This is a genomic window from Stenotrophomonas sp. YJH_SMC_127, assembly GCF_059372445.1.
On the sequence record NZ_JCAFVO010000001.1, the window covers coordinates 946,074 to 971,132 of the forward strand.

Annotated in this window: 26 protein-coding genes; 14 read left to right on the plus strand and 12 right to left on the minus strand. The window is 67.6% G+C overall.

Features of this window, described 5'->3' with window-relative positions; translation table 11 throughout:
- Positions 1 to 31: 31 nt before the first annotated feature.
- The 6 genes from AC5QAB_RS04205 to AC5QAB_RS04230 form a co-directional block, all read right to left on the minus strand.
- On the minus strand, positions 32 to 1,477 hold the full coding sequence (locus AC5QAB_RS04205; RefSeq protein WP_049408786.1) for a GGDEF domain-containing protein: 1,446 nt from the start codon (positions 1,475 to 1,477) through the stop codon (positions 32 to 34).
- Positions 1,478 to 1,636: 159 nt separating this feature from the next.
- Positions 1,637 to 2,467 carry an S-formylglutathione hydrolase gene (gene fghA / locus AC5QAB_RS04210; protein ID WP_495233170.1) on the minus strand — a complete coding sequence of 277 codons (831 nt, stop codon included), beginning with the start codon at positions 2,465 to 2,467 and terminating at the stop codon, positions 1,637 to 1,639.
- Positions 2,468 to 2,530: 63 nt separating this feature from the next.
- Positions 2,531 to 2,887, minus strand: a complete 357-nt coding sequence (locus tag AC5QAB_RS04215) for a YqcC family protein (RefSeq protein WP_032960684.1) — start codon at positions 2,885 to 2,887, stop codon at positions 2,531 to 2,533.
- Positions 2,888 to 2,895: 8 nt separating this feature from the next.
- On the minus strand, positions 2,896 to 4,005 hold the full coding sequence (locus AC5QAB_RS04220; protein WP_032960685.1) for an S-(hydroxymethyl)glutathione dehydrogenase/class III alcohol dehydrogenase: 1,110 nt from the start codon (positions 4,003 to 4,005) through the stop codon (positions 2,896 to 2,898).
- A gap of 58 nt (positions 4,006 to 4,063) precedes the next feature.
- Positions 4,064 to 4,339 (minus strand): formaldehyde-responsive transcriptional repressor FrmR, encoded by a 276-nt coding sequence (gene frmR / locus AC5QAB_RS04225; RefSeq protein WP_005411009.1) that lies wholly within the window; start codon positions 4,337 to 4,339, stop codon positions 4,064 to 4,066.
- Positions 4,340 to 4,409: 70 nt separating this feature from the next.
- Complete coding sequence (locus AC5QAB_RS04230) at positions 4,410 to 5,315, minus strand: LysR family transcriptional regulator (RefSeq protein ID WP_495233171.1); 906 nt, start codon at positions 5,313 to 5,315, stop codon at positions 4,410 to 4,412.
- Positions 5,316 to 5,444: 129 nt separating this feature from the next.
- Between AC5QAB_RS04230 and AC5QAB_RS04235 the strand changes: the two genes are divergently transcribed.
- Positions 5,445 to 6,548 (plus strand): alkene reductase, encoded by a 1,104-nt coding sequence (locus AC5QAB_RS04235; RefSeq protein ID WP_197561721.1) that lies wholly within the window; start codon positions 5,445 to 5,447, stop codon positions 6,546 to 6,548.
- 112 nt (positions 6,549 to 6,660) lie between these two features.
- Here the strand turns inward: AC5QAB_RS04235 and AC5QAB_RS04240 are convergent, their stop codons facing one another.
- On the minus strand, positions 6,661 to 7,338 hold the full coding sequence (locus tag AC5QAB_RS04240) for an SMI1/KNR4 family protein (protein WP_481478921.1): 678 nt from the start codon (positions 7,336 to 7,338) through the stop codon (positions 6,661 to 6,663).
- Between the two features lie 114 nt (positions 7,339 to 7,452).
- Between AC5QAB_RS04240 and AC5QAB_RS04245 the strand changes: the two genes are divergently transcribed.
- Entirely contained in the window at positions 7,453 to 7,869 is a 417-nt protein-coding gene (locus AC5QAB_RS04245; protein ID WP_014648391.1) for a VOC family protein, read from the plus strand.
- 12 nt (positions 7,870 to 7,881) lie between these two features.
- Here AC5QAB_RS04245 and AC5QAB_RS04250 read toward each other — a convergent pair whose 3' ends face one another.
- Positions 7,882 to 8,577 carry a DAPG hydrolase family protein gene (locus tag AC5QAB_RS04250; RefSeq protein WP_049440661.1) on the minus strand — a complete coding sequence of 232 codons (696 nt, stop codon included), beginning with the start codon at positions 8,575 to 8,577 and terminating at the stop codon, positions 7,882 to 7,884.
- 75 nt (positions 8,578 to 8,652) lie between these two features.
- On the opposite strand from AC5QAB_RS04250, the gene AC5QAB_RS04255 reads away from it, so the two are divergent.
- Positions 8,653 to 9,315, plus strand: coding sequence for a TetR/AcrR family transcriptional regulator (locus tag AC5QAB_RS04255; protein WP_495233172.1), 663 nt, complete (start codon positions 8,653 to 8,655; stop codon positions 9,313 to 9,315).
- A 152-nt stretch (positions 9,316 to 9,467) separates the two neighbouring features.
- Here AC5QAB_RS04255 and AC5QAB_RS04260 read toward each other — a convergent pair whose 3' ends face one another.
- The gene (locus tag AC5QAB_RS04260; RefSeq protein WP_032960689.1) at positions 9,468 to 10,352 is read right to left on the minus strand and encodes a LysR family transcriptional regulator; all 885 of its coding nucleotides are present in this window, start codon (positions 10,350 to 10,352) and stop codon (positions 9,468 to 9,470) included.
- A gap of 104 nt (positions 10,353 to 10,456) precedes the next feature.
- Here AC5QAB_RS04260 and AC5QAB_RS04265 point away from each other — a divergent pair, with 104 nt between their 5' ends.
- On the plus strand, positions 10,457 to 11,515 hold the full coding sequence (locus AC5QAB_RS04265) for an NAD(P)-dependent alcohol dehydrogenase (RefSeq protein ID WP_014648395.1): 1,059 nt from the start codon (positions 10,457 to 10,459) through the stop codon (positions 11,513 to 11,515).
- 122 nt (positions 11,516 to 11,637) lie between these two features.
- On the opposite strand, the gene AC5QAB_RS04270 is transcribed toward AC5QAB_RS04265, so the two are convergent.
- A complete protein-coding gene (locus tag AC5QAB_RS04270) occupies positions 11,638 to 13,002 on the minus strand; it encodes a glutamate--cysteine ligase (protein WP_014648396.1) in 1,365 nt (454 codons plus the stop codon).
- 152 nt (positions 13,003 to 13,154) lie between these two features.
- On the opposite strand from AC5QAB_RS04270, the gene AC5QAB_RS04275 reads away from it, so the two are divergent.
- The 3 genes from AC5QAB_RS04275 to AC5QAB_RS04285 all read left to right on the plus strand — a co-directional run bounded on the left by AC5QAB_RS04275 (position 13,155) and on the right by AC5QAB_RS04285 (position 16,352).
- Positions 13,155 to 13,859 (plus strand): VIT1/CCC1 transporter family protein, encoded by a 705-nt coding sequence (locus AC5QAB_RS04275; RefSeq protein WP_014648397.1) that lies wholly within the window; start codon positions 13,155 to 13,157, stop codon positions 13,857 to 13,859.
- Complete coding sequence (locus tag AC5QAB_RS04280) at positions 13,856 to 14,680, plus strand: helix-turn-helix transcriptional regulator (protein ID WP_069117884.1); 825 nt, start codon at positions 13,856 to 13,858, stop codon at positions 14,678 to 14,680. Before AC5QAB_RS04275 ends, AC5QAB_RS04280 begins: the two co-directional genes overlap by 4 nt.
- 700 nt (positions 14,681 to 15,380) lie before the next feature.
- Positions 15,381 to 16,352, plus strand: a complete 972-nt coding sequence (locus tag AC5QAB_RS04285; protein WP_414934109.1) for an MBL fold metallo-hydrolase — start codon at positions 15,381 to 15,383, stop codon at positions 16,350 to 16,352.
- Positions 16,353 to 16,443: 91 nt separating this feature from the next.
- Here AC5QAB_RS04285 and yihA read toward each other — a convergent pair whose 3' ends face one another.
- On the minus strand, positions 16,444 to 17,046 hold the full coding sequence (yihA, locus tag AC5QAB_RS04290) for a ribosome biogenesis GTP-binding protein YihA/YsxC (protein ID WP_014038472.1): 603 nt from the start codon (positions 17,044 to 17,046) through the stop codon (positions 16,444 to 16,446).
- Between the two features lie 156 nt (positions 17,047 to 17,202).
- Here yihA and AC5QAB_RS04295 point away from each other — a divergent pair, with 156 nt between their 5' ends.
- The 4 genes from AC5QAB_RS04295 (at position 17,203) to AC5QAB_RS04310 (ending at position 20,492) form a co-directional block, all read left to right on the plus strand.
- Complete coding sequence (locus tag AC5QAB_RS04295; protein WP_495233173.1) at positions 17,203 to 18,003, plus strand: c-type cytochrome; 801 nt, start codon at positions 17,203 to 17,205, stop codon at positions 18,001 to 18,003.
- Positions 18,004 to 18,109: 106 nt separating this feature from the next.
- Positions 18,110 to 18,760, plus strand: coding sequence for a thiol:disulfide interchange protein DsbA/DsbL (locus AC5QAB_RS04300; protein WP_053496329.1), 651 nt, complete (start codon positions 18,110 to 18,112; stop codon positions 18,758 to 18,760).
- A 107-nt stretch (positions 18,761 to 18,867) separates the two neighbouring features.
- A complete protein-coding gene (locus AC5QAB_RS04305; protein WP_401730774.1) occupies positions 18,868 to 19,701 on the plus strand; it encodes a thiol:disulfide interchange protein DsbA/DsbL in 834 nt (277 codons plus the stop codon).
- 53 nt (positions 19,702 to 19,754) lie between these two features.
- Complete coding sequence (locus AC5QAB_RS04310; RefSeq protein ID WP_014648403.1) at positions 19,755 to 20,492, plus strand: endonuclease/exonuclease/phosphatase family protein; 738 nt, start codon at positions 19,755 to 19,757, stop codon at positions 20,490 to 20,492.
- Positions 20,493 to 20,603: 111 nt separating this feature from the next.
- Here the strand turns inward: AC5QAB_RS04310 and AC5QAB_RS04315 are convergent, their stop codons facing one another.
- Complete coding sequence (locus AC5QAB_RS04315; RefSeq protein WP_046432514.1) at positions 20,604 to 21,473, minus strand: EamA family transporter; 870 nt, start codon at positions 21,471 to 21,473, stop codon at positions 20,604 to 20,606.
- Between the two features lie 72 nt (positions 21,474 to 21,545).
- Between AC5QAB_RS04315 and AC5QAB_RS04320 the strand changes: the two genes are divergently transcribed.
- The 3 genes from AC5QAB_RS04320 (at position 21,546) to fhuE (ending at position 25,002) form a co-directional block, all read left to right on the plus strand.
- The gene (locus AC5QAB_RS04320; protein WP_134966053.1) at positions 21,546 to 22,028 is read left to right on the plus strand and encodes an Lrp/AsnC family transcriptional regulator; all 483 of its coding nucleotides are present in this window, start codon (positions 21,546 to 21,548) and stop codon (positions 22,026 to 22,028) included.
- A 77-nt stretch (positions 22,029 to 22,105) separates the two neighbouring features.
- Positions 22,106 to 22,657, plus strand: coding sequence for a M23 family metallopeptidase (locus AC5QAB_RS04325; protein WP_481446124.1), 552 nt, complete (start codon positions 22,106 to 22,108; stop codon positions 22,655 to 22,657).
- A gap of 185 nt (positions 22,658 to 22,842) precedes the next feature.
- Positions 22,843 to 25,002, plus strand: a complete 2,160-nt coding sequence (gene fhuE / locus AC5QAB_RS04330) for a ferric-rhodotorulic acid/ferric-coprogen receptor FhuE (RefSeq protein WP_495233174.1) — start codon at positions 22,843 to 22,845, stop codon at positions 25,000 to 25,002.
- Positions 25,003 to 25,059 lie beyond the last annotated feature (57 nt).

Below are 25,059 nucleotides of genomic sequence, written 5' to 3' on the forward strand. Positions count from 1 at the left end.
GCCCCCCGTGTGATCGCATGCAGAGAGCTGCTCAGCAGTCCATCGTTCCGTGCGTGCTGCCCTCGTCATCCAGCACGTGCGCATGCAGGATCACCTGGTTGCGGCCAGCCCGCTTGGCGGCATACAGGCCGGCATCGGCGTCTGCCAGCAACTGATCGGCACTGGCCAGCGCCGGCGGATGCAGGTAACCCACGCCGATGCTGATACTGACCGATCCTTCCGGCAACGGCAGCGCTTCCACCGCCTGGCGCAGGCGCTCGGCCAGCGCCAGAACGCCCGACAGCGCGCTTCCGGGCACGATCACCGCAAATTCCTCGCCGCCATAACGTGCGACGCTGTCACCGGCGCGACCGGCGCTCGCCTTCAGTACCGCTGCCACGGCCTGCAGGCAGCGGTCGCCGGCGGGATGGCCGTGGCGGTCGTTGAAGGCCTTGAAATGATCGATATCCAACAGCAGCAGGCCCAGCTCGGTGCCACTGCGCCGTGCGCGATTCCACTCGGCCAGCAGCAGCGCGTCGAACTCGCGCCGGTTGGCCACGCCTGTCAGGCCATCCTGGCGCGCCAGCTGGTCCAGCGAGGCCTGCCGTTCCATCAGGTCCACCTGCAGCAGGATGCTGCGCAGGCCGAACCCCAGCGTCGCCACCACGAAACCGCTCACGGCCAGGGGCCGGGCATGGTCGACCACCAGGGTGCCCACCACCAGCAGCAGCAGCGGCAGGATCATCGGGCCCGCCGCCTGCACCGTGCGCGCCATCCGCGGATGCGGCGTCAGGACCCGCGCCGGTGCCTGGCTGAGTGCGAGCAGCGCCAGCAGCAGGAACGGCAGATCGATCAGCAGATCCGCATAGGCACCGAACGCATCACCGGAGGTGTAGTGGTTGATGTAATACGCCACCAACAGGTAGGTCGCCGCATACATCGCCAGCGCGCGGAAAAAGGTACGCCGCTCGGGAACGTCGCCGGCCAGCCAGCGCACCACCGCGAACACGGCGATGCACAGGTTCTGGATATCGAACATGCGTTGCATGTTGGACAACGCGTGGTCGTCGATGTCAACGCGGGCGGCGAACGACTGCGCGTGCACGAAGAACAGCACGCCCAGCAGCGCCGCCATGGCCGCATCGATCAGGCTGATGCTGACCCGTTCCCGGCGCGCCCTGGCCAGGATGAACACCAGGGGCACACCGTAGAGCACGTAAAGGAACAGGCTTGCGCGCGGGGTGAAATCGGCACGCCCGGCGCCCAGGGCGTCGATCATGTTGAACGCCATGCCGCCGGCCCACAGCAGCAGCGCCAATGCCGTGGCGCGCCACCCCAGTGCCGCGCGGTCGCGGCGGGCCCGCCACAGGCAGGCGGCCGCCGCCAGCAACGGGGCACCGGTCAGGAAAACGAAGGAGCCTACCCCGGCCGGACCAGGCCACAAGGCCAGCACCAGGCCATGGCACAGCACATACAGCAGCGCCAGCACTACCGGCATGCATCCCCCGATCCGCAAGGCCGTCTACGCGCACGATAGCGCGGGGCGACGCCACGAGGGTGTGATCCATCGCTGAAAAAGGGGACGGAGGGGATTAAGTCGTTTGCGGCACAGCGGCAAATGCGACTTAATCCCCTCCGTCCCCTTTTTCCCGGGGGCTCAGCCGTGCAGGGCGCGGGCGTGGTGGGCGATGTGCTCGCCGATGAAGCTGCCAATGAAGTAGTAGCTGTGGTCGTAGCCGGGCTGCAGGCGCAGGGTCAGCGGATGGCCGGCAGCGGCGCAGGCCTCCTGCAGGCGCTGCGGCTGCAGCTGGGTCTGCAGGAACTCGTCCGCATCGCCCTGGTCGACCAGCAGCGGCAGGCGCTCGTCAGCCATAGCGATCAGCTCGCAGGCATCCCATTGCGCCCAGTCGGCCGGGTTGTCGCCCAGATAGGCATGGAAGGCCTTCTGCCCCCACGGCACGTGGCTGGGCGCGACGATCGGCGAGAACGCCGACACGCTGCGGTAGCGCCCCGGATTGCGCAGCGCGATCACCAGCGCACCGTGGCCGCCCATCGAGTGCCCGCTGATGGCGCGTGCGCCGGTCGCCGGGAACTCCGCTTCGATCAGCGCCGGCAACTCGTGCACTACATAGTCATGCATGCGGAAGTGCTTCGCCCAGGGCGCACGGGTGGCGTTGAGGTAGAACCCTGCGCCCTTGCCCAGGTCGTAGCCTTCGGCATCGGCCACGTCATCACCGCGCGGGCTGGTATCAGGCGCGACAATGATCACGCCGTGTTCGGCCGCATAGCGCTGCGCGCCCGCCTTGGTGATGAAATTCTGCTCGGTGCAGGTCAGTCCGCTCAGCCAGTACAGCACCGGCAGCGTCTGCGTTTCCGCCTGCGGCGGCAGGTACACGGCGAACTGCATGTCGCAGCCCAGCGTGGTCGAATGATGGCGGTAGACATCCTGCCAACCGCCAAAACAGGCGCGGTGTTCAATGCGTTCCATGGTGCTCTCCTGCACGGCGCGTCAGCGCACGCGTGCTTCTGGTAGATGCCGACCTTGGTCGGCTTATCCACGCCCGGCGTGGACGCCTTGGTTGATCAGTTCATCCAGCTGTGCCAGCAGGCGCAGCAACGATTCGACGCCAGGCTGGCCGTCCAGGTTGCGATACGCCGCGACCGCCACGTCGCTGCGCGGTGGCCACAGGCCGTCGGCGCGGGCTTCGTGCAGGCGCGGCAGGAATACCTGTGCCAGCCAGTGCTCGAACGGCATTTCATCAATGCCGAAGGGCGAGTCCACCGCGCGCGGTGGACCCACGTCGCCCTCGATCCAGCCCAGCGCGCGCAGCGCCTGCTCGATCGGGTCGACCAGGGCCGCGCGTGGATCCTCCGCACGCGGCCTGCGCAGGGCGTCGAACCAGCCCACGCCGCGGCTCAGTAGTGGACCACCGAACGGATCGACTTGCCTTCATGCATCAGGTCGAAGGCGTCGTTGATCTTGTCCAGGTCCATGGTGTGGGTGACGAACGGGGCCAGTTCGATATCGCCCTTCATCGCATCCTCGACCATGCCCGGCAGCTGGCTGCGGCCCTTCACGCCACCGAAGGCGGTGCCCATCCACTTGCGGCCGGTCACCAGCTGGAACGGACGGGTGGAGATCTCCTGGCCCGAACCGGCCACGCCGATCACCACGCTCTGGCCCCAGCCACGGTGCGCGCATTCCAGCGCCGCGCGCATCACGTTGACGTTGCCGATGCACTCGAAGCTGTGGTCCACGCCCCAGGTGGTCATTTCAACGATGACCTGCTGGATCGGCTTATCGAAGTCCTTCGGGTTGATGCAGTCGGTGGCGCCGAATTCGCGCGCCAGTTCGAACTTGGACGGATTGGTGTCCACCGCGATGATGCGGCCGGCCTTGGCCTGGCGCGCACCCTGGATCACCGCCAGGCCGATGCCACCGAGGCCGAACACCGCCACGCTGTCGCCTTCCTGCACCTTGGCGGTGTTGTGCACCGCGCCGATGCCGGTGGTGACACCGCAACCGAGCAGGCAGACGTGTTCCGGGTTTGCTTCCGGATTGATCTTCGCCAGCGACACTTCGGCCACCACGGTGTATTCGCTGAAGGTCGAGCAACCCATGTAGTGGTACAGCGGCTCACCGTTGTAGCTGAAGCGGCTGGTGCCATCGGGCATCACGCCCTTGCCCTGGGTCGCGCGCACGGCCACGCACAGGTTGGTCTTGCCGCTCTTGCAGAACAGGCACTCGCCGCACTCGGCGGTGTACAGCGGAATCACGTGGTCGCCCGGCTTGACGCTGGTCACGCCCTCGCCCACTTCAACCACGATGCCGGCGCCTTCATGGCCCAGCACCACCGGGAACAGGCCTTCCGGGTCATCGCCGGACAGCGTGAACGCATCGGTGTGGCAGACACCGGTGTGGGTGATCTTCACCAGCACTTCGCCCTTCTTCGGCGGGGCGACGTCGATCTCGACGATCTGCAGCGGCTGGCCGGGACCAAAGGCGACGGCGGCACGGGACTTCATGGTGGACTCTCCAGAGACAGGCAATGACAGGATGGGCGGCGCCATGTTGCGCCGTCGTTTATTTCAGGTACGAGCGGATCAACGCGCTCATGTCGCGCACGCGTTCAGCGCGTTGTTCATCGGAGGCGGCGGGTTGCCCGAACTCCTCGCGCAGATGGGCCTCCATCACCTCGGACATCAGGCCGTTGACCGCGCCACGGATGGCGGCGATCTGCTGCAGCACCGGCCCGCAGTCGGCGCCAGCTTCCAGCGCGCGGTCCAGCGCATCGCACTGGCCACGGATGCGGCGCACGCGGGCCAGGACCTTCTTCTTCTCTTCGGGGGAGTGCGGCATGACCAGGCCACCTCGAAACTATACTGGGGGATAGTATACACAGGCAACCATCCCGCTCAATCGTGCCGGTTCAATCGAACAAGCCCTCACCCGCCAGCCCCGCCAGTTCATCCACCACATAGCGCACCTTCGGCCGCAGGTGCCGGGTCGGTGGCCACAGCGCATGGATGTCGATATGCCGCTGCATGTGCGCATCCAGCACCGAGTGCAGCGCGCCGGATTCCAGATGTCGGCGTACCAGTGAAATGGGCATCTGGCAGATGCCCAGTCCTGCGATGGCCGCATCGATCACCGCGTCACCATCGTTGAGCTGGTAGGCCGCGTTCGGGATGAACGTTCCCTCGGCGTCATCACTGCCAATCCGCCACGCCACCGGTTGCCCATGGCGGAAGCCGACGATGCTGCGATGCTGCGCCAGTTCCTCCACGGTCGCTGGCACGCCATGCGCCTGCAGGTACTCCGGCGATGCGCAGGTGACCAGGCGCTGGCGACCCAGCCGGCGCGCGACCAGATGCTCGGCCTGGTGCAACCCGCCGAAGCGGATCAGCAGGTCGATGCCCTCTTCGACCGGATCGACGAAGTGATCTGTGAAGGTCATCGTCAGTTGCAGGTCCGGGTACTGCCGGCACAGGCGCAGCAGCACGGGCAGCACCACCAGCCGCCCGAACGAGGATGGCATGTCGATGCGCAGCCGTCCGCTGGGCAGGCCGGCCGACCCCAGGCAGGCCTCGGCGGCGGAGATTTCTTCCAGCGCCGCCGCGCACGATGCGTAGTACGCCTCGCCGTCGGTGGTCAGCGCGATGCGCCGCGTGGTGCGGTGGAACAGGCGCACGCCCAGCCGCGCTTCCAGCCGGGCGATGGCCTTGCCCACTGCCGAGCGCGAGATGCCCAGCGCCTCGGCAGCCTCGGTGAAGCTGCCTGAGCGGGCCGTGGTAACGAAGGTCACCAGGCCATTCAACGATTCCAGCGGCAGCATCTATCGCGCTCCATTGGGGACAAATAGTCCCGCGCCCAGGGAGATCGAAGCGCTTTATGCGTCTGCATGTCAACTCCATCCTGTGTGCATCGCGCCGCTGGCGCCTTCCCCCACACCGAGATGACCGACATGACCGCCGCCCTGTTCCGCCCCTTCGATCTGGCAGGCACCGCCCTGCGCAACCGCATCGCGATGGCCCCGATGACCCGCGCCCGCAACCCCGGTGCGGTCGCCAACGAACTCACCGCGCAGTACTACCGGCAGCGCGCCAGCGCCGGCCTGATCATCAGTGAAGGCACCCCGGTCTCGCCGCAGGGCCAGGGCTACATCGACGTCCCGGGTATCTGGTCGGCCGAGCAGGTGGCCGGGTGGAAGCTCGTCACCGAGGCGGTGCATGCCGCACAGGGCACGATCTTCGCCCAGCTCTGGCACGTCGGCCGCATGTCGCATTCCTCGCTGCAGCCCGACGGTGGGCAACCGGTCAGCGCCGGTACCCGCCCGGTGGCCAGCGCACCGAAGAACACCTCGTTCGTGTACCTGGACGATGGCAGCCGCGGCCACGCCGATCCCACCCCGGCACGTGCACTGGAGACCGCAGAGATCCCCGGCATCGTCGACGACTTCGTGCGCGGCGCAGAGAACGCCATCGCCGCCGGATTCGACGGCATCGAACTGCATGCCGCCAACGGCTACCTGTTCGAACAGTTCCTCAACCCGGTCATCAACCAGCGCGAAGATCACTACGGCGGCTCGCTGCCCAACCGCGCGCGCTTGATCCTGGACACCGTCGATGCGATGGCCCAGCGCATCGGTGCGCAGCGCATCGGCGTGCGCCTGGCACCGAACAATCTCACCTTCGACATGCCGTTCTACCCCGACAACGAGGCCACCTATCTGTACCTGGCCGAGGAACTGGGCAAGCGCGGCCTGGCCTATGTGCATCTCAACGACAACCAGCAGGCGGGCCAGTCGGTGCTGGGCGAGGCCTTCCTGCAGCAGTTCAAGCAGGCCTACGGTGGCACCGTGATCCTGGCCGGCGGCATGACCCGCGAACGCGCCCTGCAGCTGGTCGAGGCCGGCACCATCGACCTTGCCGCGTTCGGCCAGCCGTTCATCGCCAACCCGGATCTGGTCGAACGCCTGCAGCGCAACATCGCGTTGGCCACGCCCGACCGCAGCACCTATTACGGGGGCGGCGAGGCGGGCTATCTCGATTACCCGGCCGCAGGCTGATCCCGCACGGGGCCCACACGGGGTCGGATCCCCTTCCAACGGAAAGGGCTCTGACCCCTGTTCGGCGAACAAGGAGTCAGAGCCACGCTGCGCCCGGATCCGACCCCAGCCCTCAGGCGTCCTCGCGCACGTAGGCGAACGACTCGTCCAACCGCTCGAAGCCGATCACTTCAGCGACGATGGCCTGTGCCTCGTCTTCGCTGAAGTTCCCTTCTTCAATATCGTCAACGCGGGCGAACAGCCGCTGCAATGCCGCGTACTGGTCGCCGCGCAGGAAGGAATGGTGAGTCTGCAGCCAGCGCTGCAGATTCCCGGCCAGCTTGCCGTGCGACAGCAGTGTGTACGGCCGCTGGTAGTCGGCAACCGCTTCGACCATCTTGCGGAACACGAAATCCTGGTAGCTGGCGGCCAGCACGTCGGCACGGTCGTCGTCATGCCACACCATCACCACCGGCGGTTCGCTGAAACCGGGCGCGTTGCTCCAGAAACAGTAACTGTCACCCGCGCCGGTCCGCGCAAAGGGCAGCAACTGCAGGTCAGTGCGCAGGGGATTGTAATGATCCTCCGCGGTCAGCTCCTGCCACGCCTCGAGCAGTTCATCGTCCTCCAACGGCTCATAGTCCTGGGCGTACAGCAGCACCGGCGGTTCTGCCTGCAGCGCCGGGAATACCACCTCGGACCATTCCGGATGGGGAGCACCCCAGCTCAACCGACCCGCTGCATGCAACTGCTTGAACAGGGGCGGGAAGGTCTGGCCGGTGGCCTGTTCGATGCCGGATAGCGCGCTCATGGATGTCCTTGTCGATCGAGACCGCCCAGCTTGCCCGAATCCGCGCAGGAGATGAACCGGCAGCACCACGCGGCAGGACTAGACTGCGACCACCGGATGCCGCCCATCGCTACCATGAACGCCACTGCCCACAGCTTCATCGTCAACATGGACGTGCCCGACCTGGCCGCCGCCGAAGACTTCTACATCCGGGCCTTCGGCCTGCGCATCGGCCGCCGTCTCGGCCCGGGCGCCGTGGAGCTGCTCGGTGGGCCAACGCCGCTCTACCTGCTGCACAACGACGCCGGCAGCGCCGCCACGGAAGACGGCGACGTGCGCGACTACGAGCGTCATTGGACGCCGCTGCACCTGGACTGGGTGGTGGATGACATTGAAGCCGCGCTGGCACGTGCAGTTGCGGCCGGGGCGACACTCGAGCAGTCCGTGCGCGAGCGTCGTTGGGGACGCATCGCCGTACTGGCCGATCCGTTCGGGCATGGCTTCTGCCTGATCCAGTTCAGTGGCGAAGGCTACGATGCACTGGTTGAATGACCGGCGCGCCGTTCACCACGGCAACGGCACTGCTTCGCCGTTGGCGCGCTCGCCGTAGTACAGCGAAGGCAGCAGCCGCGACAGGAAACTGAACTCCGTATAGCAGTGCCTGAGCAGGCCCAGGCCGACCGCGTCGCCGGCATCGCGACGCGGATCGGCGCTGTCCAGGCCGAGCACGAAGCGGCTGCGCAGCACGCAGCCAAACGGCGTATCGCGCGCCACATGCAGCATCTGCCCATCGCAGGGATCGCCCTGTACATCCAGACGCACGTGATCACCGAAGCCGATGCGCGCGGCGATCACTGCCGATACATGGCCTGCATCCTGTGCCGCCTGCAGGCGTTCGGGCACCAGCAAGGTGCGCGGGTCATGGAACTTCAGGCGCGCCGCCACCGGCGGAATGTCAGCGAGCGATTCCACCGCATGGATGCTGGCGCCGTGGTAGCTGCGCCCGCGCTGCCAGGCCGCGTCCCAGCCGCGATGCTCGACATGATCGACCGGATGCCACCAGCGGATGTGCTGGGTGGTCTCGAAGAAGGTGAACCACCAGTCCAGCATGCGGCCCTTGCAGCCGTGCAGATCGGTGCGCACCGCCACCAGCAGCGTGCCGTCTTCGCGGCGCTGGATGCCGGTTTCCAGATGCATCGGCGCCGGGTCCAGCAGATCGTGGTGGTCCAGCCAGGGGCGAGCGTTCACAGCGGTATCCATGGGAGTCTCCTACGGGTTGGGAGACCCGACAATACGGAAACGCTTTCCGTTTCGCAATTAACCGGGTGCGGTAAGATGGGCGCAATGAACAGCACCACCCTGCCCGCGCCCACATCACCGACCCGCCGCCGTGGCCGCCCTGCGCGACCGGAAGCCGAAGTCCGCCACGCGGTGCTGCAGGCCACGCTGGAGCTGCTGCTGGCACAGGGTTACGAGGCCACCACCATTGAAGCGGTGGCGGCGCACGCCGGGGTGGCGAAGAAGACCGTGTACCGCCATGCCAGCAACCGCGAGGAGCTGGTCGGGTTGGCGGTGCGTGAGTGGACCGACGGCTTCGCGCTACAGCTGCAGCGTGATGCGCGCAATGCCCAAGAGGTCGTGCCGTTGCTGCAGGACATCCTGCACGCGGTGTGCACGCAGGCGCTATCGGCGCAGGCGGTGCAGGTGTTCCGCCTGCTGGCCACCGATTTCCCCGGCAAGGACGCGCTGCTGCAGGCCTACCTCGACAACGGCATCGAACGCGGCCGTGCGCTGCTGGCCGACTGGCTGGCACGTCAGCAGCAGCGTGGACTGCTGCGCGAGGGAGATTCCGCATGCATGGCGCGGCTGATCCTGGCGATGGCCGTGGCCGAGCCGCTGCGCGAACGCGTGATCGGCGTGGTGGCCGAGGATGCGCCGGTGGAGATGCATCTGCGTGAGTGCGTGGCGTTGTTGGCGCCGGTGTTGCAAGGGCCGTAGCGTGGTGCCATCCACGCATGGCGTGGATCTACCGGCCGATGTCGATTCGTTGATCGGCAACGCCCTGCCCCGGCAGGTGCCGACCGTTGGTTGGCAATGGCCTGCCCCGGTGGGTGCCGACCGTTGGTCGGCACCACGTCATCCATCGCAACTCACTCGCGCAACATATCCACGAACGCACGCAACGCGCCCGGCATCTGCCGCTGCTTCGGGTAGTACAGCGCGAAGCCGGCAAACGGCTCGCTCCAGTCTTCCAGCACCGCCACCATCTGCCCCGATTCGATGTACGGCCTTGCCGTGTCTTCCAGCACGTACGCCAGGCCGATGCCATCCAGAACGGCGCGCACGATCGTGCCCTGCTCGCACAGGGTCAACCGCCCGGGCACGTCGATCTCCAGCGCCTGCCCATCGCGCTCGAACTGCCACTTGTACAGGTGCCCACTGGCGAAGCGGAAGCGGATGCATTCGTGCGCGGCCAGGTCGCGCGGATGCTGCGGTGCCGGCCGACGCCGCAGGTAGTCCGGCGAGCCGACGATCAGCCCGCGCAGTGGCGGCCCCATCGGCACCGCCACCATGTCCTCCGGCACGAACTCATGCAGGCGCACGCCGGCGTCGTAGCCCTCGGCGACGATGTCGACCAGGCCGTCATTTTCGGTCAGCTCCACCCGCACGTCGGGATGGGCGTGCAGGAAGCGCGCCAGCCTCGGCCCCAACTGGGTCGGTACCGCCGCGCGGGTGGCGTTGATGCGCAGCAGGCCGGCCGGGGCTGCGCGGAAGTGGTTCATTTCTTCCAGTGCGTCGTGCACCTGCCCCAACGCCGGCTGCAGGCGCTCCAGCAGGCGCTGCCCGGCCTCGGTCAGGGCCACGCTGCGGGTGGTGCGATGGAACAGGCCCACGCCCAGCCGCTCTTCCAGCGCGCGGATCGCATAGCTCACCGCCGAGGTCGACAATGCCAGTTCGGCACCGGCGCGGCGGAAGCTGCGATGGCGGGCGACTGCGGCAAACGCGGCCAGATGGGTCAGGTTGTCAGTGGCCATTGTGCAGTTTCACTTGATGAATCATGCCGATATCCGCGCTTCTTGCTGCTGATTGCGGGGCGTATTGTAAAACGCCTTTCGATAAACCCTGCCAAGGATTCCCCATGTCCCTCGCCCGTGGTTACGCCGCCCATTCCCATACCGACCCGCTGGTCCCGTACGAGTTCGAACGCCGCGCGGTCGGCCCGGACGACGTGCGCATCGAGATCCTCTACAGCGGCATCTGCCATTCCGACCTGCACCAGGCCCGCGATGACTGGGGTGGCTCGATCTACCCGATGGTGCCGGGCCACGAGATCATCGGCCGGGTGACCGAAGTCGGCAGCAACGTCACCCGCTTCAAGGTTGGCGACCACGCCGGCGTCGGCTGCATGGTCGACTCGTGCCGCCACTGCGACGCCTGTGAGCACGATCTGGAGCAATATTGCGCCGAAGGCGCGACCTGGACCTACAACGGCCGTGAACGCGAAACCGGCGCGCCGACCTACGGCGGCTATTCCGACCACGTGGTGGTCGAGCAGCGCTTCGTGGTGAAGGTGTCCGACACCCTCGACCTGAAGGCGGCCGCCCCGCTGTTGTGCGCCGGCATCACCACCTGGTCGCCGCTACGCCACTGGAAGGTCGGCCCGGGGCAGAAGGTGGGCGTGATCGGTCTCGGTGGCCTTGGCCACATGGGCGTGAAGTTCGCCAAGGCACTGGGCGCGCACGTCGTGATGATCACCACCACGCCGGAAAAGGGTGCCGATGCCAAGCGCCTGGGCGCCGATGAGGTACTGGTCTCGCGCGATGCCGCGCAGATGAAGGCGCACGCCGGCAGCTTCGACTTCCTGCTCAACACCATCCCGGTCGGCCATGACACCAACCCGTACATGGGCCTGCTCAAGCGCGAGGCCACCATGTGCCTGGTCGGCGTGCTGACCGAACTGGACCCGCCGCTGACCGGCGGCAGCGTGATCTTCGGCCGCAAGCACCTGACCGGCTCGGCAATCGGCGGCATGGCCGAAACCCAGGAAATGATGGACTTCTGTGCCGAGCACGGCATCGTCAGCGACGTCGAGATCATCGACATCAAGAACGTCAACGAAGCCTGGGAACGCATGGCGAAGAACGATGTGCGCTACCGCTTCGTGATCGACATGGCGACGATGCAGAACGCCGCCTGATCCAGGGCAGATGCGAAAAAGAAAAACCCCGGCAATGCCGGGGTTTTTCTTCTGGTAGTGCCGGCCGCTGGCCGGCAACCCCATACATCTGCCGGCCAGCGGCCGACACTACCGCAATCCACTCAGTACGCGAACTCGCGGAACACCGGATCGACGTCGCCGTGCCAGCGGCCATGGAACAGCGCCAGCTTGCGCTCGGCCGGGGTCAGGCCGGATTCGACGATCTCCTGCAGCACGTCCAGGAACTTGCTCTCGTCCTGGCCGTCGGCATTGCGCGCCGCACGGCGCCTGAGGCCTTCGACGGAAATCTTCACCGCTTCGCGGGCCAGGTCGCGCACCGTGCCATTGCGGAACGGCAGGTTCATCGCATGCTTCGGCACGCCGTCGCGCAGTGCATGGCGCTCGGCCAGGGTGAAATCGCGTACCAGGTCCCAGGCGGCATCCAGTGCGGTGTCGTCATACAACAGGCCCACCCAGAATGCCGGCAGCGCACACAGGCGGCTCCACGGGCCACCATCGGCACCGCGCATTTCCAGGTACTTCTTCAGGCGCACTTCCGGGAACGCGGTGGTCATGTGGTCCGACCAGTCGCGCAGCGTCGGCAGCGCACCCGGCAGCACCGGCAGCCTGGCCTGCATGAAATCGCGGAAGCTCTGCCCGCTGGCGTCGTGGTAGATGCCATCGCGGTAGGAGAAATACATCGGCACGTCGAGCAGGTAGTCGACATAGCGCTCGTAACCAAAACCATCCTCGAACACGAAGTCGAGCATGCCGGTGCGGTCGGCGTCGGTGTCGGTCCAGATGTGCGAGCGGTAGCTCAGGTAGCCGTTCGGCTTGCCTTCGGTGAACGGCGAATCGGCGAACAGCGCGGTGGCGATCGGCTGCAGCGCCAGCGACACGCGGAACTTCTTCACCATGTCCGCTTCGGTGGCGTAGTCCAGGTTCACCTGCACCGTGCAGGTGCGGGTCATCATGTCCAGGCCCAGCGAACCGACCTTGGGCATGTACGAGCGCATGATCTTGTAGCGCCCCTTCGGCATCCAGGGCATTTCATCGCGCTTCCACTTCGGCTGGAAGCCCATGCCGAGGAAACCCAGCTGCAGTTCGCCGGCCACCTGTGCCACTTCGTTGAGGTGGGTACCGGTCTCCACGCAGGTCTGGTGGATGGTCTCCAGCGCCGCGCCGGACAGCTCCAGCTGACCGGCCGGTTCCAGCGTCACCGAGGCACCGTCGCGCAGCAGCGCGATCGTGTTGCCGTTTTCCTGCACCGGCTCCCAGCCGAAGCGGACCAGGCCGTTGAGCAACGCTTCGATGCCGCGCTCGCCCTCGAAGGTCGGCGGGCGCAGGTCATCCAGGCGGAACCCGAACTTCTCGTGCTCGGTGCCGATGCGCCACTGCGCGCGGGGCTTCTCGCCGGAGGCGATCACCTCCACCAGCTGCGAGCGGTCGGTAATGGGGGTATCGGCGACGTGGCTGGGGCTCGACAAGGGGAAGGCTCGCTGGACAGTGGCGGGGGATGTGGGGCTCGCGGCCTTCCATCGCAAGGGCGCACTATAGCGTGGCACCCCGTTGCGTCATGCGACGGTGACGGGTTTCAGCATCCTACCGACGCCCTCTTGACCCTCGTACACTCGGCGTCATGAACCGTCATTCGCGACACCCCGAACTGCACCGCTCCGAGCGCGTCGGCTGGTTGCGTGCCGCCGTGCTGGGGGCCAACGATGGCATCGTCTCGGTGGCCGGCCTGGTGGTCGGCGTGGCGGCCAGCGGCGCCTCCGCCACCACTATCCTTGCCACCGGCGTGGCCGGCACCGTGGCCGGCGCGATGTCGATGGCCGCCGGCGAGTATGTGTCGGTGCAGACCCAGGCCGACACCGAAGCGGCCGACCTGGCAATGGAAAAGCGCGAGCTGCGCGAAGACCCGCACAGCGAACTGGAGGAGCTGGCCGCGATCTACCGCCACCGCGGCCTGGAGCCTGCATTGGCCCGGCAGGTGGCCGAACAGCTTACCGCCCACGATGCACTGGGTGCCCACGCCCGCGATGAGCTGGGCATCACTGACACCCTGCGCGCGCGCCCGCTGCAGGCGGCGCTGGCCTCGGCCGGTGCGTTCACCTGCGGTGCGGCGCTGCCGGTGCTGACCGCCCTGCTCGCGCCGACCGACAAGGTTGCGTTGATGACCACGGCCAGCACCCTGCTCGGCCTGTGCCTGACCGGCGCGGTGGCGGCCCAGGCCGGGGGCGCACCGCCTGTACGCGGCGCGGTCCGGGTGATGTTCTGGGGCGCGCTGGCGATGGCTGCGGCGGCCGGCGTCGGTCGCCTGTTCGGTGCCCAGGTGTCATGACCGGCATGCTGCCAGCGGCCACTGCGTTGCTGGCCGAGATGGCCAGCCTGGCCGGCTGCGGGCGCGCCGAGGGCTATGCCTGCATCACCGCACGCCGCGAGCATGGCGCCAGCTCGGTGGAGGTTCCGCAACCGCAGTTCGCGATCCTGCTGGAAGGCCGCAAGCAGGTACGTACCGCACACCAGTCGCTGACGTTCGTTCCCGGCGACATCCTGCTGCTGACCCAGCGGTGCCGCATCGACGTGGTCAACACCCCCGATCCCTGCAGCGGCCGCTACCTCAGTGCCATCGTGCCGCTCTGCACCGAAGTGCTGGCGGCGGCGCGCACGCTCTGGAATGAAGAGCTTCCCGCCCCCGGCCAGGCGATGGCGCGACTGCCGTTGATCGACCATGGCGCGGTGCTGCGCCAGTGGCGGCAATCGCTGCAGGACGGCCGTTACAGCGACGCGCGGCTGGCCCTGGCCTCGCTGGTGCTGACCCTGTGCCGACAGGGCCATGGCAACCTGCTGCTGCCGCAGGCGCCGAGCCTGGGCGAACAGATCCGCGACCGCATCGCCGCCGAACCAGCACGCGACTGGCAATCACGCGATGTGGAAGAACAGTTCGCGCTGAGCGGCGCGACCCTGCGCCGTCGCCTGGCGGCCGAGGACACCAGCCTGCGCCAGCTGCTCACCGAGGCCCGGCTGGCACATGGCATGCAGCTGCTCTACACCACCGACCTGCCGTTGAAGACCGTGGCCGCACGCGCGGGCTACCGGTCTGCGGCCAGTTTCAGCAAGCGCTTCGCCGAGCAGTACGGGCTGGCTCCCACAGATATTTGAGGGGGTTCGGCAGGGCTGCGCCCTGCACCTGCCGAAGCAAGAGCAAGAGCAACAGCAATAGCGTGCATCCCGTGGGATGGCGGGGCACTGTGGGTTTGCGGGGACGCCGTAAACCCGTCCATGGGGGCTTGGTCGCCGCATCCATGCGGCTCACACCCCGCCAACCCACAGTGCCCCGCCTTCGACAGATTCCGGCGGCTGTTGGTAGGTGTCGACCTTGGTCGACACATCTGTCAGATATCGAAATCGATCTGGGGTCAGATCCGTTTTCCTGCGGAAAACGGATCTGACCCCGCGAGCTGACAGATCGCGGAAAACTGTCGAAGGCGGGGTGGGTCCGGTTGCGGGAGTGTCCGCGGCATGGATGCCGCGGCCAAGCCCCCATGGGTGAGGGCGCTTTGCTTGCGAAGCACTGCTTCGCAAGCGCCCGAACGCCCAGCCGCCAGCGACTGGGCCGGACCGCGGAGCGGGGTTTACGGCGTCTCCCGCAACCGGACCCACCCCGCCATCCCACGGATAGCCCGCTGTCGCTGTTGCTGTTGCTTCGGCCGTTGCCCTGGCTCGTAGCAGGTGCAGGGCGCAGCCCTGCAGACAACACCCCCTTCCCTGAGCATTCCGCGTAGTGGTTTGAGCGCCGTGCACACGCCGGCCACGGCACGCTGGGCACAACGGAACCGCCCGTCATCCACCGAGAACCGCCATGATCCTGCGTCCCCTGCCGCTGCGCGGCGCCCTGCTGCTGGCCCTGTCGTCCCTGCCGCTGGCTGCACTGGCCGAAGCCACCTCGCCCGCTCCCACCCAGCAGGTGCCCGGCGTCTACCACCAGCGCGTTGGTGCGCTGCAGGTCACCGCCCTGTTCGACGGCGTGGTCGCGCTGGGCCGGCAGGAAGTGGTCGACGTGCCGCCGACACTGGTCAGCCGCCTGTTGGAAGGCCGCTACGTACCGGAAGACAAGAAGGGCCTGCAGACCGCGATCAACGCCTTCCTGGTGCGCCAGGGCAACCACCTGACCCTGGTCGATACCGGCACCGCGCAGTGCTTCGGCCCCGGCCTGGGCCAGGTGCTGGGCAACCTGCGCGCCTCCGGCGTGGACCCGGCCGAGGTGGACGAGGTGCTGCTGACCCACGCCCACCCGGACCATCTGTGCGGCGTGCTCGACGCGCAGGGCAAGCCGGCCTACCCGAATGCCACGGTGTGGTTGTCCAAGGCCGATGCCGATTACTGGCTCAGCCCGGCCAGCGAGGCCACGGCACCGAAGGGCGTGCGCTTCGCCTTCCCGCTGGCACGCAACGCGGTCGCGCCCTACCAGGCCAGCGGCCACCTGCACACGTTCAGCCCCGGCGATGCGCTGCCCGGTGGCGCGGTGGCGATGGACACCCACGGCCATACCCCCGGCCATGTCTCCTACCGGTTCGACAGCCAGGGCCAGTCACTGCTGGTGTGGGGTGATGTGCTGCACTTCCATGCGGTGCAGTTCGCGCACCCGGAAGCGGCATTCGAGGCGGATTCGGACCGCAAGGCGGCCATCGCCAGCCGTCGCGGGCTGCTGCAGCAGGCCACCGTCAACGGTTGGTGGGTGGCCGGTGCGCACCTGCCGTTCCCGGGCCTGGGCCATGTGCGTGGTGAGGGCCAGGCCTATGCGTGGGTGCCGGCGGAGTATTCGCCGTTGTGAGGGTGTGCCGACCAAGGTCGGCACCCACCCGATCGGGTAGCGGCCGGCTGCCCGGTAGCGCCCGGCTGCCAGCCGGGCGACCGGCAATGCCTTATTCCAGCCCCAGCCAGCCGCCGATCACGCCGCGGGCTTCGTCCACGCCGGTGCGGTCCTCGCCGGAGAACACCTGCACGCTCACGCTGTCGCCATAGGCCGATTGCAGCTCCTTGCGCACCTTCTGCAGGGACTGCATCTGCTGGCTGCGGCTGAGCTTGTCGGCCTTGGTCAGCAGCGCGTGAGCCGGCAGGCCACGCTGCACGGCATAGGACAGCATCTGCCGGTCGTAGTCCTTCAACGGATGGCGGATGTCCATCACCACCACCAGGCCCTTCAGCGCCTCGCGGGTGCGGAAATACCGGTCAATGAAGGCCTGCCAGTGCGCCTGCAGGTCCAGCGGCACCTTGGCGTAGCCGTAACCGGGCAGGTCGACCAGATGCGCTTCCGGGGTGACCTGGAAGAACACCAGCTGCTGGGTGCGGCCGGGGGTCTTGGAGACACGGGCCAGGGCGTTCTGGCGGGTCAGTGCGTTGAGCGCACTGGACTTGCCGGCGTTGGAGCGGCCGGCGAAGGCCACTTCAGCCCCTTCGTCGGGCGGCAGCTGCCGCACGTTGTGGGCCGAAAGGTGGTAACGGGCGCGTTCGATGAGCAATGACATGTGCCTAGGATCGCATGTTGCGGCGCCGCGCGCCCGTGCCGGCGGCCGCTGCGGCCATTTTGCTGCACTGCTGCGTTGACCGTGCGCGGAAACGGCGTTGATAATCCGGGCGATGCCGGCGGCCACCGTCCGGCCCGGTCCATACGGAGCTTCAGCATGCGCCACGCTCGCGTTCTTGCCGTATCCGCCCTTGCCACTGCTGTAGTCGTTGCCGCTGCTGCGTTCGCGCAGACCACGTTGACCCCGCTGCCCGACAACGGGCCGATCAATACCGCCTCGCTGGAGGTGGACTTCAGCAAGACCCACTGGGGCGATGCCAAGACCGGCCAGACCAAGGCGACGGCCTGTGCGGCCTGCCATGGCGCCGACGGCAATTCCACGGTGGAGATGTATCCGTCCATCGCTGGCCAGAGCGAACGCTACGTGGCCCAGCAGATGGCCCTGATCGCCAATGGCCAGCGCAGTTCCGGCGCCGCGGTGGCGATGGTGCCGTTCGTGCAGAACCTCACCCCGCAGGACATGCGCGATATCGGCGCCTACTTCGCCACGCAGAAGGCCAACGCGGGCATCGCCGATGACACGGCGGTCACCGACGGCCCCTACAAGGGCATGAAGTTCTACGAGATCGGCCAGCAGCTGTACCGCGGCGGCGATGCCAAGCGCGGCCTGCCGGCCTGCATGGCCTGCCACGGCCCCAGCGGTGCCGGCAATCCCGGCCCGGCCTATCCGCACCTCGGTGGGCAGCACGCCAGCTATGTCGCGCGCCGCCTGCAGGAGTACCAGGCCGGCCAGACCAACGAGACCGACAAGGCGCACTTCCAGATCATGGCCACGGTCGCGCAGAAGCTCAGCGAGCAGGAGGTGCAGGCGCTGTCGAGCTACCTGCAGGGCCTGCACAACAAGGCCGACGATGTGGCCGCTGCGGCCACGCCGACGCAACCGGCTGCCGCCCCCTGACCACCACTGGTCGGCCCGGGCCGCGACGCCGGCCCACGGCTGCGGTATGTTTCCTTCACGCCGGCGACCGCGCCGGCGTTGCTTTTTTCAACGGAGATGCGTGTCGATGAGGTTGATTTCCCGCCTGCTGTTGTCCGTGCTGGTGCTGCTGCCGCTGGCAGCCTGCGCCGCCACCCCCGCCAATGCCCCGCTGGTCGAGGGCAAAGACTACGAGCGCATCGCCCAGCCAGGCCCGTTCCAGCCGCTGGCCGGCAAGATCGAAGTGGTCGAGGTCTTCGGCTATACCTGCCCGCACTGCGCCCATTTCGAACCGCAGCTGGAAGCCTGGGCGGCCAAGCTGCCGGCCGACGTGCGTTTCACCCCGGTGCCGGCGGCCTTCGGTGGCGCCTGGGATGCCTGGGCACTGGCCTACTACGCCGCCGACGAAGTCGGCGTGGCCAAGCGCAGCCACGCTGCCGTGTTCAAGGCCCTGCACGAGCAGGGATCGCTGCCGATGCAGAACGTCTCGGCCGATGAGCTCGCCACGTTCTACAAGGCCTACGGCGTGACCCCGGACCGCTACCTCCAGGCGCTGCGCGGCGATGCCGTGCAGAAGAAGGTCGAGGCCGCGCGCGCGTTCGCCCAGCGCACCAAGATCCCGGGCACTCCGGCCATCATCATCAACGGCCAGTACCTGGTGCGCGGCGACAGCTTCGACGACCAGCTGCGCATCGCCTCGGCGCTGATCGCGCAGGCCCGCGCCGCCCGCGGCCGCTGAACCAACGCCCACCCTCGACACGGCGCTGTCGCCGCCGCATGTCATCATTTCCCCCTGGCTGGCGCCTGGCGCCGGCCCCCACCTTTCCAGATGCTGGAGACGTTTCCATGAAGATCCGTTACGCCCTCGCCCTCGCAGCGCTGCTGCCGATCCTGGCTGCCTGCACGGCTGATGACGGCAGCACCAACACCACCGCGGCCCCGGCCGCACCGGCAGCCGCCCCGGCCACCACCGAACCGGCCGCTGCGCCGGCCACGGGCAGCGAAGGCACCGCTCCGGCTGCCGCCGAAGGCGAAAAGGCCCCGGCCGAAGCCGCCCCCGCCGCGGCGCCGGCCCCGACCACCGCCGCGCTGACCGGCCCGGCCCCGGTGGAAGGCGCCGATTACCAGGTGATCCCGAACGGCCAGCCGTTCCAGCCGGCTGCCGGCAAGATCGAAGTGACCGAGATCTTCGGCTACGTCTGCCCGGCCTGCGCCGCATTCCAGCCGCTGGTCGGCCCGTGGAAGGCCGGCCTGCCCAGCGACGTGAACTTCGTCTACGTGCCGGCCATGTTCGGCGGCACCTGGGATGACTACGCCCGTGCCTTCTACGCCGCGCAGACCCTGGGCGTGCAGGAAAAGACCCACGAAGCGCTGTACGCCGCCATCCACTCGCAGAAGACCCTGAAGGGCGAGCGCGGCCGTGACTCGGTGGAAGACATCGCCAAGTTCTACGCCGCCTATGGCGTGGATCCGAAGCAGTTCGCCGCCACCATGGGCAGCTTCGCGGTGAACGCCAAGACCAACTCGGCCAAGCAGTTCGCCCAGCGCAGCCAGATCAGCGGCACCCCGTCGATCATCGTCAACGGCAAGTACCTGGTGAAGGGCAAGAGCTTCCCGGACATGCTGCGCATCGCCGACCACCTGATCGCCCGCGAACGCGGTGCGGCCCAGGCTCACTGATCCAAGAGAAGCATTTCCCGGCCGTGAATTCCCCCCGTACACGGACCCTGCGCTTGCTGACGGCCAACATCCAGGCCGGCTCAAGTACCCGCCGCTACAGCGACTATGTGACCCGCAGCTGGTCACATGCGCTGCCGGCGGGGCGCAAGCGCAGCAGCCTGGACGCGATCGCCACCCTGGCGCGCGACCATGACATCGTCGGCCTGCAGGAGGCCGACCCGGGCAGCCTGCGCTCGGGCTTCACCAACCAGACCCACTACCTGGCCCAGCGCGCCGGCTTCAACTACTGGAGCCACCAGCCGAACCGGCGCATGGGCGGCGTGGCATCCAGTGCCAATGGCCTGCTGAGCAAGCTGGAACCGGTGGAAGTGCAGGACCATGCCCTGCCCGGCCGCATCGGCGGGCGCGGCGTGCTGCTGGCCAAGTTCGGCGATGGTACCGATGGCCTGGCGGTGGCGGTGGCGCATCTGTCACTGGGCGCGGGCTCGCGGATGTCGCAGCTGGGCTTCATCGCCGAGCTGCTGTCCGACCACCCCAACGCGGTGCTGATGGGCGACTTCAACTGCCTGGCCGAACGCCCGGAAATGCAGGTGCTGTACCAGAAGACCCGGCTGCAGCCCCCGGGCTGCATCGTGCCGACCTTCCCCAGCTGGCGCCCCGACCGCGCCATCGACCACATCCTGGTCAGCAGTGGCCTGCAGACTCGTACCGTGGAAGCCGTACCAGCCGCGTTCTCCGATCACCTCGCCCTGGCGATGCAGATCGACGTCCCGGCCGACACCCTGCGCTGACTCGCCCTTACGGTAGGTGCGGACCGTTGGTCCGCACGCTCTGCGCCGGGCGCCGCCCGGCGCCCCCTAAATCGGGGCATAAACGACTTAATCCCCTCCGTCCCCTTTTTTTCAGGCGGTGACGGGTGCCTTCAGGCGCCGCGCGGTCGTCGTGCTGCCCACCGAGGCCAGCACCGTGCAGCCGATCGCCAGCCACTGCAGCCCATGCAAGTGCTCGTGCAGCAGAAGCATGGCCCACAGCGCGGCCACCGCCGGTTCCATGCTGATCAGGATGCCGAAGGTCTCCTTCGGCAGGCGCTTGAGCGCCATCATCTCCAGTGACATCGGGATCGCGCTGGACACCAGCGCCACCAGCAGCCCGGCGGCCAGGATCTTCGGGTCGAGCAGCGCGGCACCGGCATGCACCACGCCCACCGGCACCACCACCAGGGATGCCGCCAGCAGCCCCAGCGACACCGAATGCCCGGCATGCAGGTGGCCGGCACGCTTGCCGAACACGATGTACAGGCCCCAGCACGCCGCAGCCCCCATCGCATACAGCACGCCAGCGGGATCCAGCGCCGGACCACCGCCGATCGGCAGCAGCAACAGCAGCCCCACCGCTGCACAGCCCACCCAGAGGAAATCGATCGGCCGCCGCGACGACAGCATCGCCACCGTCAGCGGCCCGGTGAATTCGATGGCCACCGCGATGCCGAAGGGAATGGTGCGCAGGGCCATGTAGAACAGCAGGTTCATCAGGCCCAGGGTGAGGCCGTAGCGCAGGATGGTGATGGCATCCGGGCGGCTGGTCTTCCAGCGCCACGGCCGCCAGAACAGCAGCAGCAACAGCGCCGAGAAGCCCACGCGCAGCGCGCTGGTGCCCTGCGCGCCGATCAGCGGGAACAGGTGTTTTGCGTAGGAGGTGCCGATCGCCAGCGAGGTGACCGAGCCGAGCACCGCCAGCGCCGGCAACATCGGCGCGAGTCGTGAGGTCTGCATGGGCAAAGTCTATTGCGCCAGCGCCGAGCACTTGGCTCAATTGACGGCCCGTTCGTGCAACTTCTGCTCGCCATGGCCACCGCCCCCGTGCTCGACAGCTTCGACCGCGCCATCCTCGACCTGCTGCAGCGGGACAACACCCTGCCGCAGCGCGAAATCGCCGAGGCCGTGCACCTGTCCACGCCGGCCGTGCAGCGCCGCATCAAGCGCCTGCAGGACAGCGGCGTGATCGCGGCCAATGTGGCGGTGATCGCCGCCGCCCAGGTCGGGCGGCCACTGACCATCATCGTCGAAGTGCGCGTGGTCAGCGAGCAACGTGATCACGTGGCGCCGTTCAAGCGCCGCGTGCAGGACGACCCGGCGGTGCAGCAGTGCTACGCGATCACCGGCGATGGCGATTTCCTGCTGCTGCTTTCGGCGGCGTCGATGGAAGAGTACGAGGCCATTACCGAGCGGTTGTTCGGCGGCGATGACAACATCGAGCGCTTCCGCACATCGGTGGCGCTGGGCACGTTGAAGCGCAGTTTCGAGGTGCCGTTGGCCCCGGTTCTGTAGCGCTGAGCCATGCTCGACTGCGCTTTGACCGCACAGCAACAGCCGCCGAGGATGGCTCGGCGCTACAGTCGGAGACCATGAACACATCGCCCTCCCCCGCCCGTCGCCTGCGCCGCTGGTTGCTGCGCGGCCTGTGGCTGGCCATCGCCCTCATTGCCGCGATGGCGCTGTGGAACAGCCCATGGGCCGCTGCGCCGAAGCTGCTGTGGACACTCTCTCGTATGCCGCCGGCCACGCAACTGGCGGTACCGGTGGACGGCGTGCGGCCACGCCAGATCGCCGACACCTTCGGCGCACCACGTGGCCATGACCGCTCCCACGCCGGCATTGACATCTTCGCCAAGCGCGGCACCGCGGTGCGCAGCGTCACTGCCGGCGTCATCGCGGACGTCAGCGAGCGCGGCCTCGGTGGCCGCCAGGTCTGGGTGATCGGGCCCGGGCGCGAACGTTACTACTACGCGCATCTGGACGACTGGGCCGAGGGCCTGGCGCGCGGCCAGGTGGTCCAGGCCGGCGACCTGCTCGGGCATGTAGGCGACAGCGGCAATGCCAAGGGCACGCCGCCCCACCTGCACTGGGGCATCTACGGCGCCGATGGCGCGCGCGATCCGCTGCCGCTGCTGCGCTGAACCCCATGCGCTGCGTCGCGGCCCGCGTGAGTGCCTACCTCGTTCATGATTTGTAAATAGGAATAGTTCGTATTACCATTTTTTTCGTTTCCGGTGGTGCCAGGACGGCCTGCCCGCCCGTTTCCCACCCGTAGCGCCTCGCCTTCTGGATGCCGGCCGAGCGCGCGTGCTCGTCCAGGACCCCCATGACCTGTTCCACCTTCCGTATCCCGCAGCCGCAGCGGCTGTCCGTTGCCGTACTCGTTGCACTCTGCGCCCTGGCCCCGGCCGCCTTCGCCGACACCGCCGCCGACCCGACCACGCTGGACAAGGTCGTGGTCAAGGGCGAACGCGCCGAAGGCTATTCGGTGCGCCGCACCTCGGCCGGTACCCGCTTCGACCTGGCACCGCGCGAGATCCCGCAGTCGGTCAGCATCATCAGCCACCAGCGCATCGAAGATCAGAAGCTCGACGACATCATCGACGTGCTGGCCAACACCACCGGCGTGACCAGCACCCAGTCCGACAGCGAGCGCACCGAGTTCTACGCGCGTGGGTTCTACATCGACGCCTACCAGTTCGACGGCCTGCCGACGCAGATGGTGCAGAACTGGAGCTACGGTGATTCCGGCCTGGATCTGGCGCTGTACGACCGCGTGGAAGTGGTGCGCGGCGCCACCGGCCTGCTCAGCGGCGCCGGCAATCCGTCGGCGTCGGTGAACCTGGTGCGCAAGCATGCCGACAGCGCCGAGCTGACCGGCAGCGTGTCGGTGAACGTCGGCAGCTGGGGCCGCACCCGCACCACGGTGGATGTGGGCAGCGCGCTCAACGCCAGCGGCAGCGTGCGCGGTCGCGTGATCGGCAGCTATCTGAATACCGACGGCCAGATGGACCGCTACAACCAGCGCAAGACGCTGGGCTACGCCGTCATCGATGCCGACCTGACCCCGGACACCCAGCTGAGCGTGGGCTACGACTACCAGCAGAAGCGCGCCAATGGTGCGACCTGGGGCGGCTTCCCGATGCTGTATTCGGATGGCTCGCGCACCGGCTACGACGAATCGTTCAACGCCAGCCCGGAGTGGACCTATTGGGACACCACCAGCAAGCGGGCCTTCGCCACCCTGCAACACGCCTTCAGCAACGGCTGGAAGTTCAAGGTGGGTGCCACGCACGATGAGACCAGGGCCGACGACAAGCTGTTCTACCCCGCCTACAACGACTGGACCACGGGCGCCTCGAACTTCGACCGGACCACTGGCGCGGGCATCTCGCCGTCCGCAGGCCTGTACAACACCGAGCGCAAGGTCACTGGCGTCGACGGCTACGTGGATGGCCCGTTCCAGCTGTTTGGCCGCGAGCACCAGCTGATGGCCGGCCTCAGCTACAACAGGCGCGAGTACGCCAACTACGGCGACTACCAGGTCGGTGGCCCGGGCCAGACCTGGGATCCGTTCGCCAGCTATCTGAACTGGACGGGCAAGATCGGTGAGCCGAACTGGAACCCGCTGGCCCTGGCCAGCGAGGGCACCATCACGCAGAAGGCCGGTTACGCGGCCGCGCGCCTGTCGCTGGCCGATCCGCTGAAGCTGATCATCGGCGCACGCTACACCGACTGGAAGAGCGAGGGTGAAGGCGCCGACCGCGCGCACAAGGTGACCACGCCGTACGCTGGCCTGGTCTTCGACATCAACGGGACGTACTCGACCTATGCCAGCTACACCGAGATTTTCCAGCCGCAGACGCTGAAGGACCGCAATGGCAGCTACCTCGATCCGGTCGATGGCAAGAGCTACGAAGTGGGCGTCAAGGGCGCGTGGTTCGACAACCGCCTGAACGCCTCGCTGGCCGTGTTCCGCATCGAACAGGACAACGTCGGCCAGGCCACCGGTGAACCCGTGCAGGGCAGCCAGAACGAGTTCGCCTATCGCGCTGCACGCGGCACCGTCAGCCGCGGCTTCGAGTTCGAGCTGAACGGCGAACTCGCCCCGGGCTGGAATGCGACCTTCGGTGCGTCGCGCTATGTGGCCAAGGACATCAACGGCGCCGACATCAACACCAACCTGCCGCAGACCGCATTGAAGCTGTTCACCAGCTACACCCCGCAGTCGCTGCAGGCACTGACCGTCGGCGGCGGCGCCAACTGGCAGAACCGCATCTACTACCCGGTGCCGGCCTACGGCCGCATCGAACAGAGCGGCTACGCGCTGGTCAGTGCCTTCCTGCGCTACCGCATCTCGCCGGAGTTCAGCGTGCAGGCCAACCTCAACAACCTGCTGGACAAGAAGTACTACTCGCAGATCACCGGCTACGGTGCGTACGGCGATGGCCGCAATGGCTCGCTGACGTTCACCTGGGCGTTCTGATCAGACGCGGGGTTCGCACGCCCCGCACCTGTAGAGCCGAGCCCATGCTCGGCTCAG

Excerpts from the sequence above, each read along its gene's own strand:
- AC5QAB_RS04275 (WP_014648397.1), top strand. The coding sequence starts at position 13,155 with ATGAACCGTCATTCGCGACACCCCGAACTGCACCGCTCCGAGCGCGTC.
- AC5QAB_RS04320 (WP_134966053.1), top strand. The coding sequence starts at position 21,546 with ATGGCCACCGCCCCCGTGCTCGACAGCTTCGACCGCGCCATCCTCGAC.
- AC5QAB_RS04250 (WP_049440661.1), bottom strand. The coding sequence starts at position 8,577 with ATGGATACCGCTGTGAACGCTCGCCCCTGGCTGGACCACCACGATCTG.
- frmR (WP_005411009.1), bottom strand. The coding sequence starts at position 4,339 with ATGCCGCACTCCCCCGAAGAGAAGAAGAAGGTCCTGGCCCGCGTGCGC.
- AC5QAB_RS04240 (WP_481478921.1), bottom strand. The coding sequence starts at position 7,338 with ATGAGCGCGCTATCCGGCATCGAACAGGCCACCGGCCAGACCTTCCCG.
- AC5QAB_RS04315 (WP_046432514.1), bottom strand. The coding sequence starts at position 21,473 with ATGCAGACCTCACGACTCGCGCCGATGTTGCCGGCGCTGGCGGTGCTC.
- AC5QAB_RS04230 (WP_495233171.1), bottom strand. The coding sequence starts at position 5,315 with ATGCTGCCGCTGGAATCGTTGAATGGCCTGGTGACCTTCGTTACCACG.
- AC5QAB_RS04255 (WP_495233172.1), top strand. The coding sequence starts at position 8,653 with ATGGGCGCAATGAACAGCACCACCCTGCCCGCGCCCACATCACCGACC.
- AC5QAB_RS04220 (WP_032960685.1), bottom strand. The coding sequence starts at position 4,005 with ATGAAGTCCCGTGCCGCCGTCGCCTTTGGTCCCGGCCAGCCGCTGCAG.
- AC5QAB_RS04285 (WP_414934109.1), top strand. The coding sequence starts at position 15,381 with ATGATCCTGCGTCCCCTGCCGCTGCGCGGCGCCCTGCTGCTGGCCCTG.
- fhuE (WP_495233174.1), top strand. The coding sequence starts at position 22,843 with ATGACCTGTTCCACCTTCCGTATCCCGCAGCCGCAGCGGCTGTCCGTT.
- AC5QAB_RS04260 (WP_032960689.1), bottom strand. The coding sequence starts at position 10,352 with ATGGCCACTGACAACCTGACCCATCTGGCCGCGTTTGCCGCAGTCGCC.
- fghA (WP_495233170.1), bottom strand. The coding sequence starts at position 2,467 with ATGGAACGCATTGAACACCGCGCCTGTTTTGGCGGTTGGCAGGATGTC.
- AC5QAB_RS04245 (WP_014648391.1), top strand. The coding sequence starts at position 7,453 with ATGAACGCCACTGCCCACAGCTTCATCGTCAACATGGACGTGCCCGAC.
- AC5QAB_RS04205 (WP_049408786.1), bottom strand. The coding sequence starts at position 1,477 with ATGCCGGTAGTGCTGGCGCTGCTGTATGTGCTGTGCCATGGCCTGGTG.
- AC5QAB_RS04325 (WP_481446124.1), top strand. The coding sequence starts at position 22,106 with ATGAACACATCGCCCTCCCCCGCCCGTCGCCTGCGCCGCTGGTTGCTG.
- AC5QAB_RS04305 (WP_401730774.1), top strand. The coding sequence starts at position 18,868 with ATGAAGATCCGTTACGCCCTCGCCCTCGCAGCGCTGCTGCCGATCCTG.
- AC5QAB_RS04295 (WP_495233173.1), top strand. The coding sequence starts at position 17,203 with ATGCGCCACGCTCGCGTTCTTGCCGTATCCGCCCTTGCCACTGCTGTA.
- AC5QAB_RS04280 (WP_069117884.1), top strand. The coding sequence starts at position 13,856 with ATGACCGGCATGCTGCCAGCGGCCACTGCGTTGCTGGCCGAGATGGCC.
- AC5QAB_RS04265 (WP_014648395.1), top strand. The coding sequence starts at position 10,457 with ATGTCCCTCGCCCGTGGTTACGCCGCCCATTCCCATACCGACCCGCTG.
- yihA (WP_014038472.1), bottom strand. The coding sequence starts at position 17,046 with ATGTCATTGCTCATCGAACGCGCCCGTTACCACCTTTCGGCCCACAAC.
- AC5QAB_RS04235 (WP_197561721.1), top strand. The coding sequence starts at position 5,445 with ATGACCGCCGCCCTGTTCCGCCCCTTCGATCTGGCAGGCACCGCCCTG.
- AC5QAB_RS04300 (WP_053496329.1), top strand. The coding sequence starts at position 18,110 with ATGAGGTTGATTTCCCGCCTGCTGTTGTCCGTGCTGGTGCTGCTGCCG.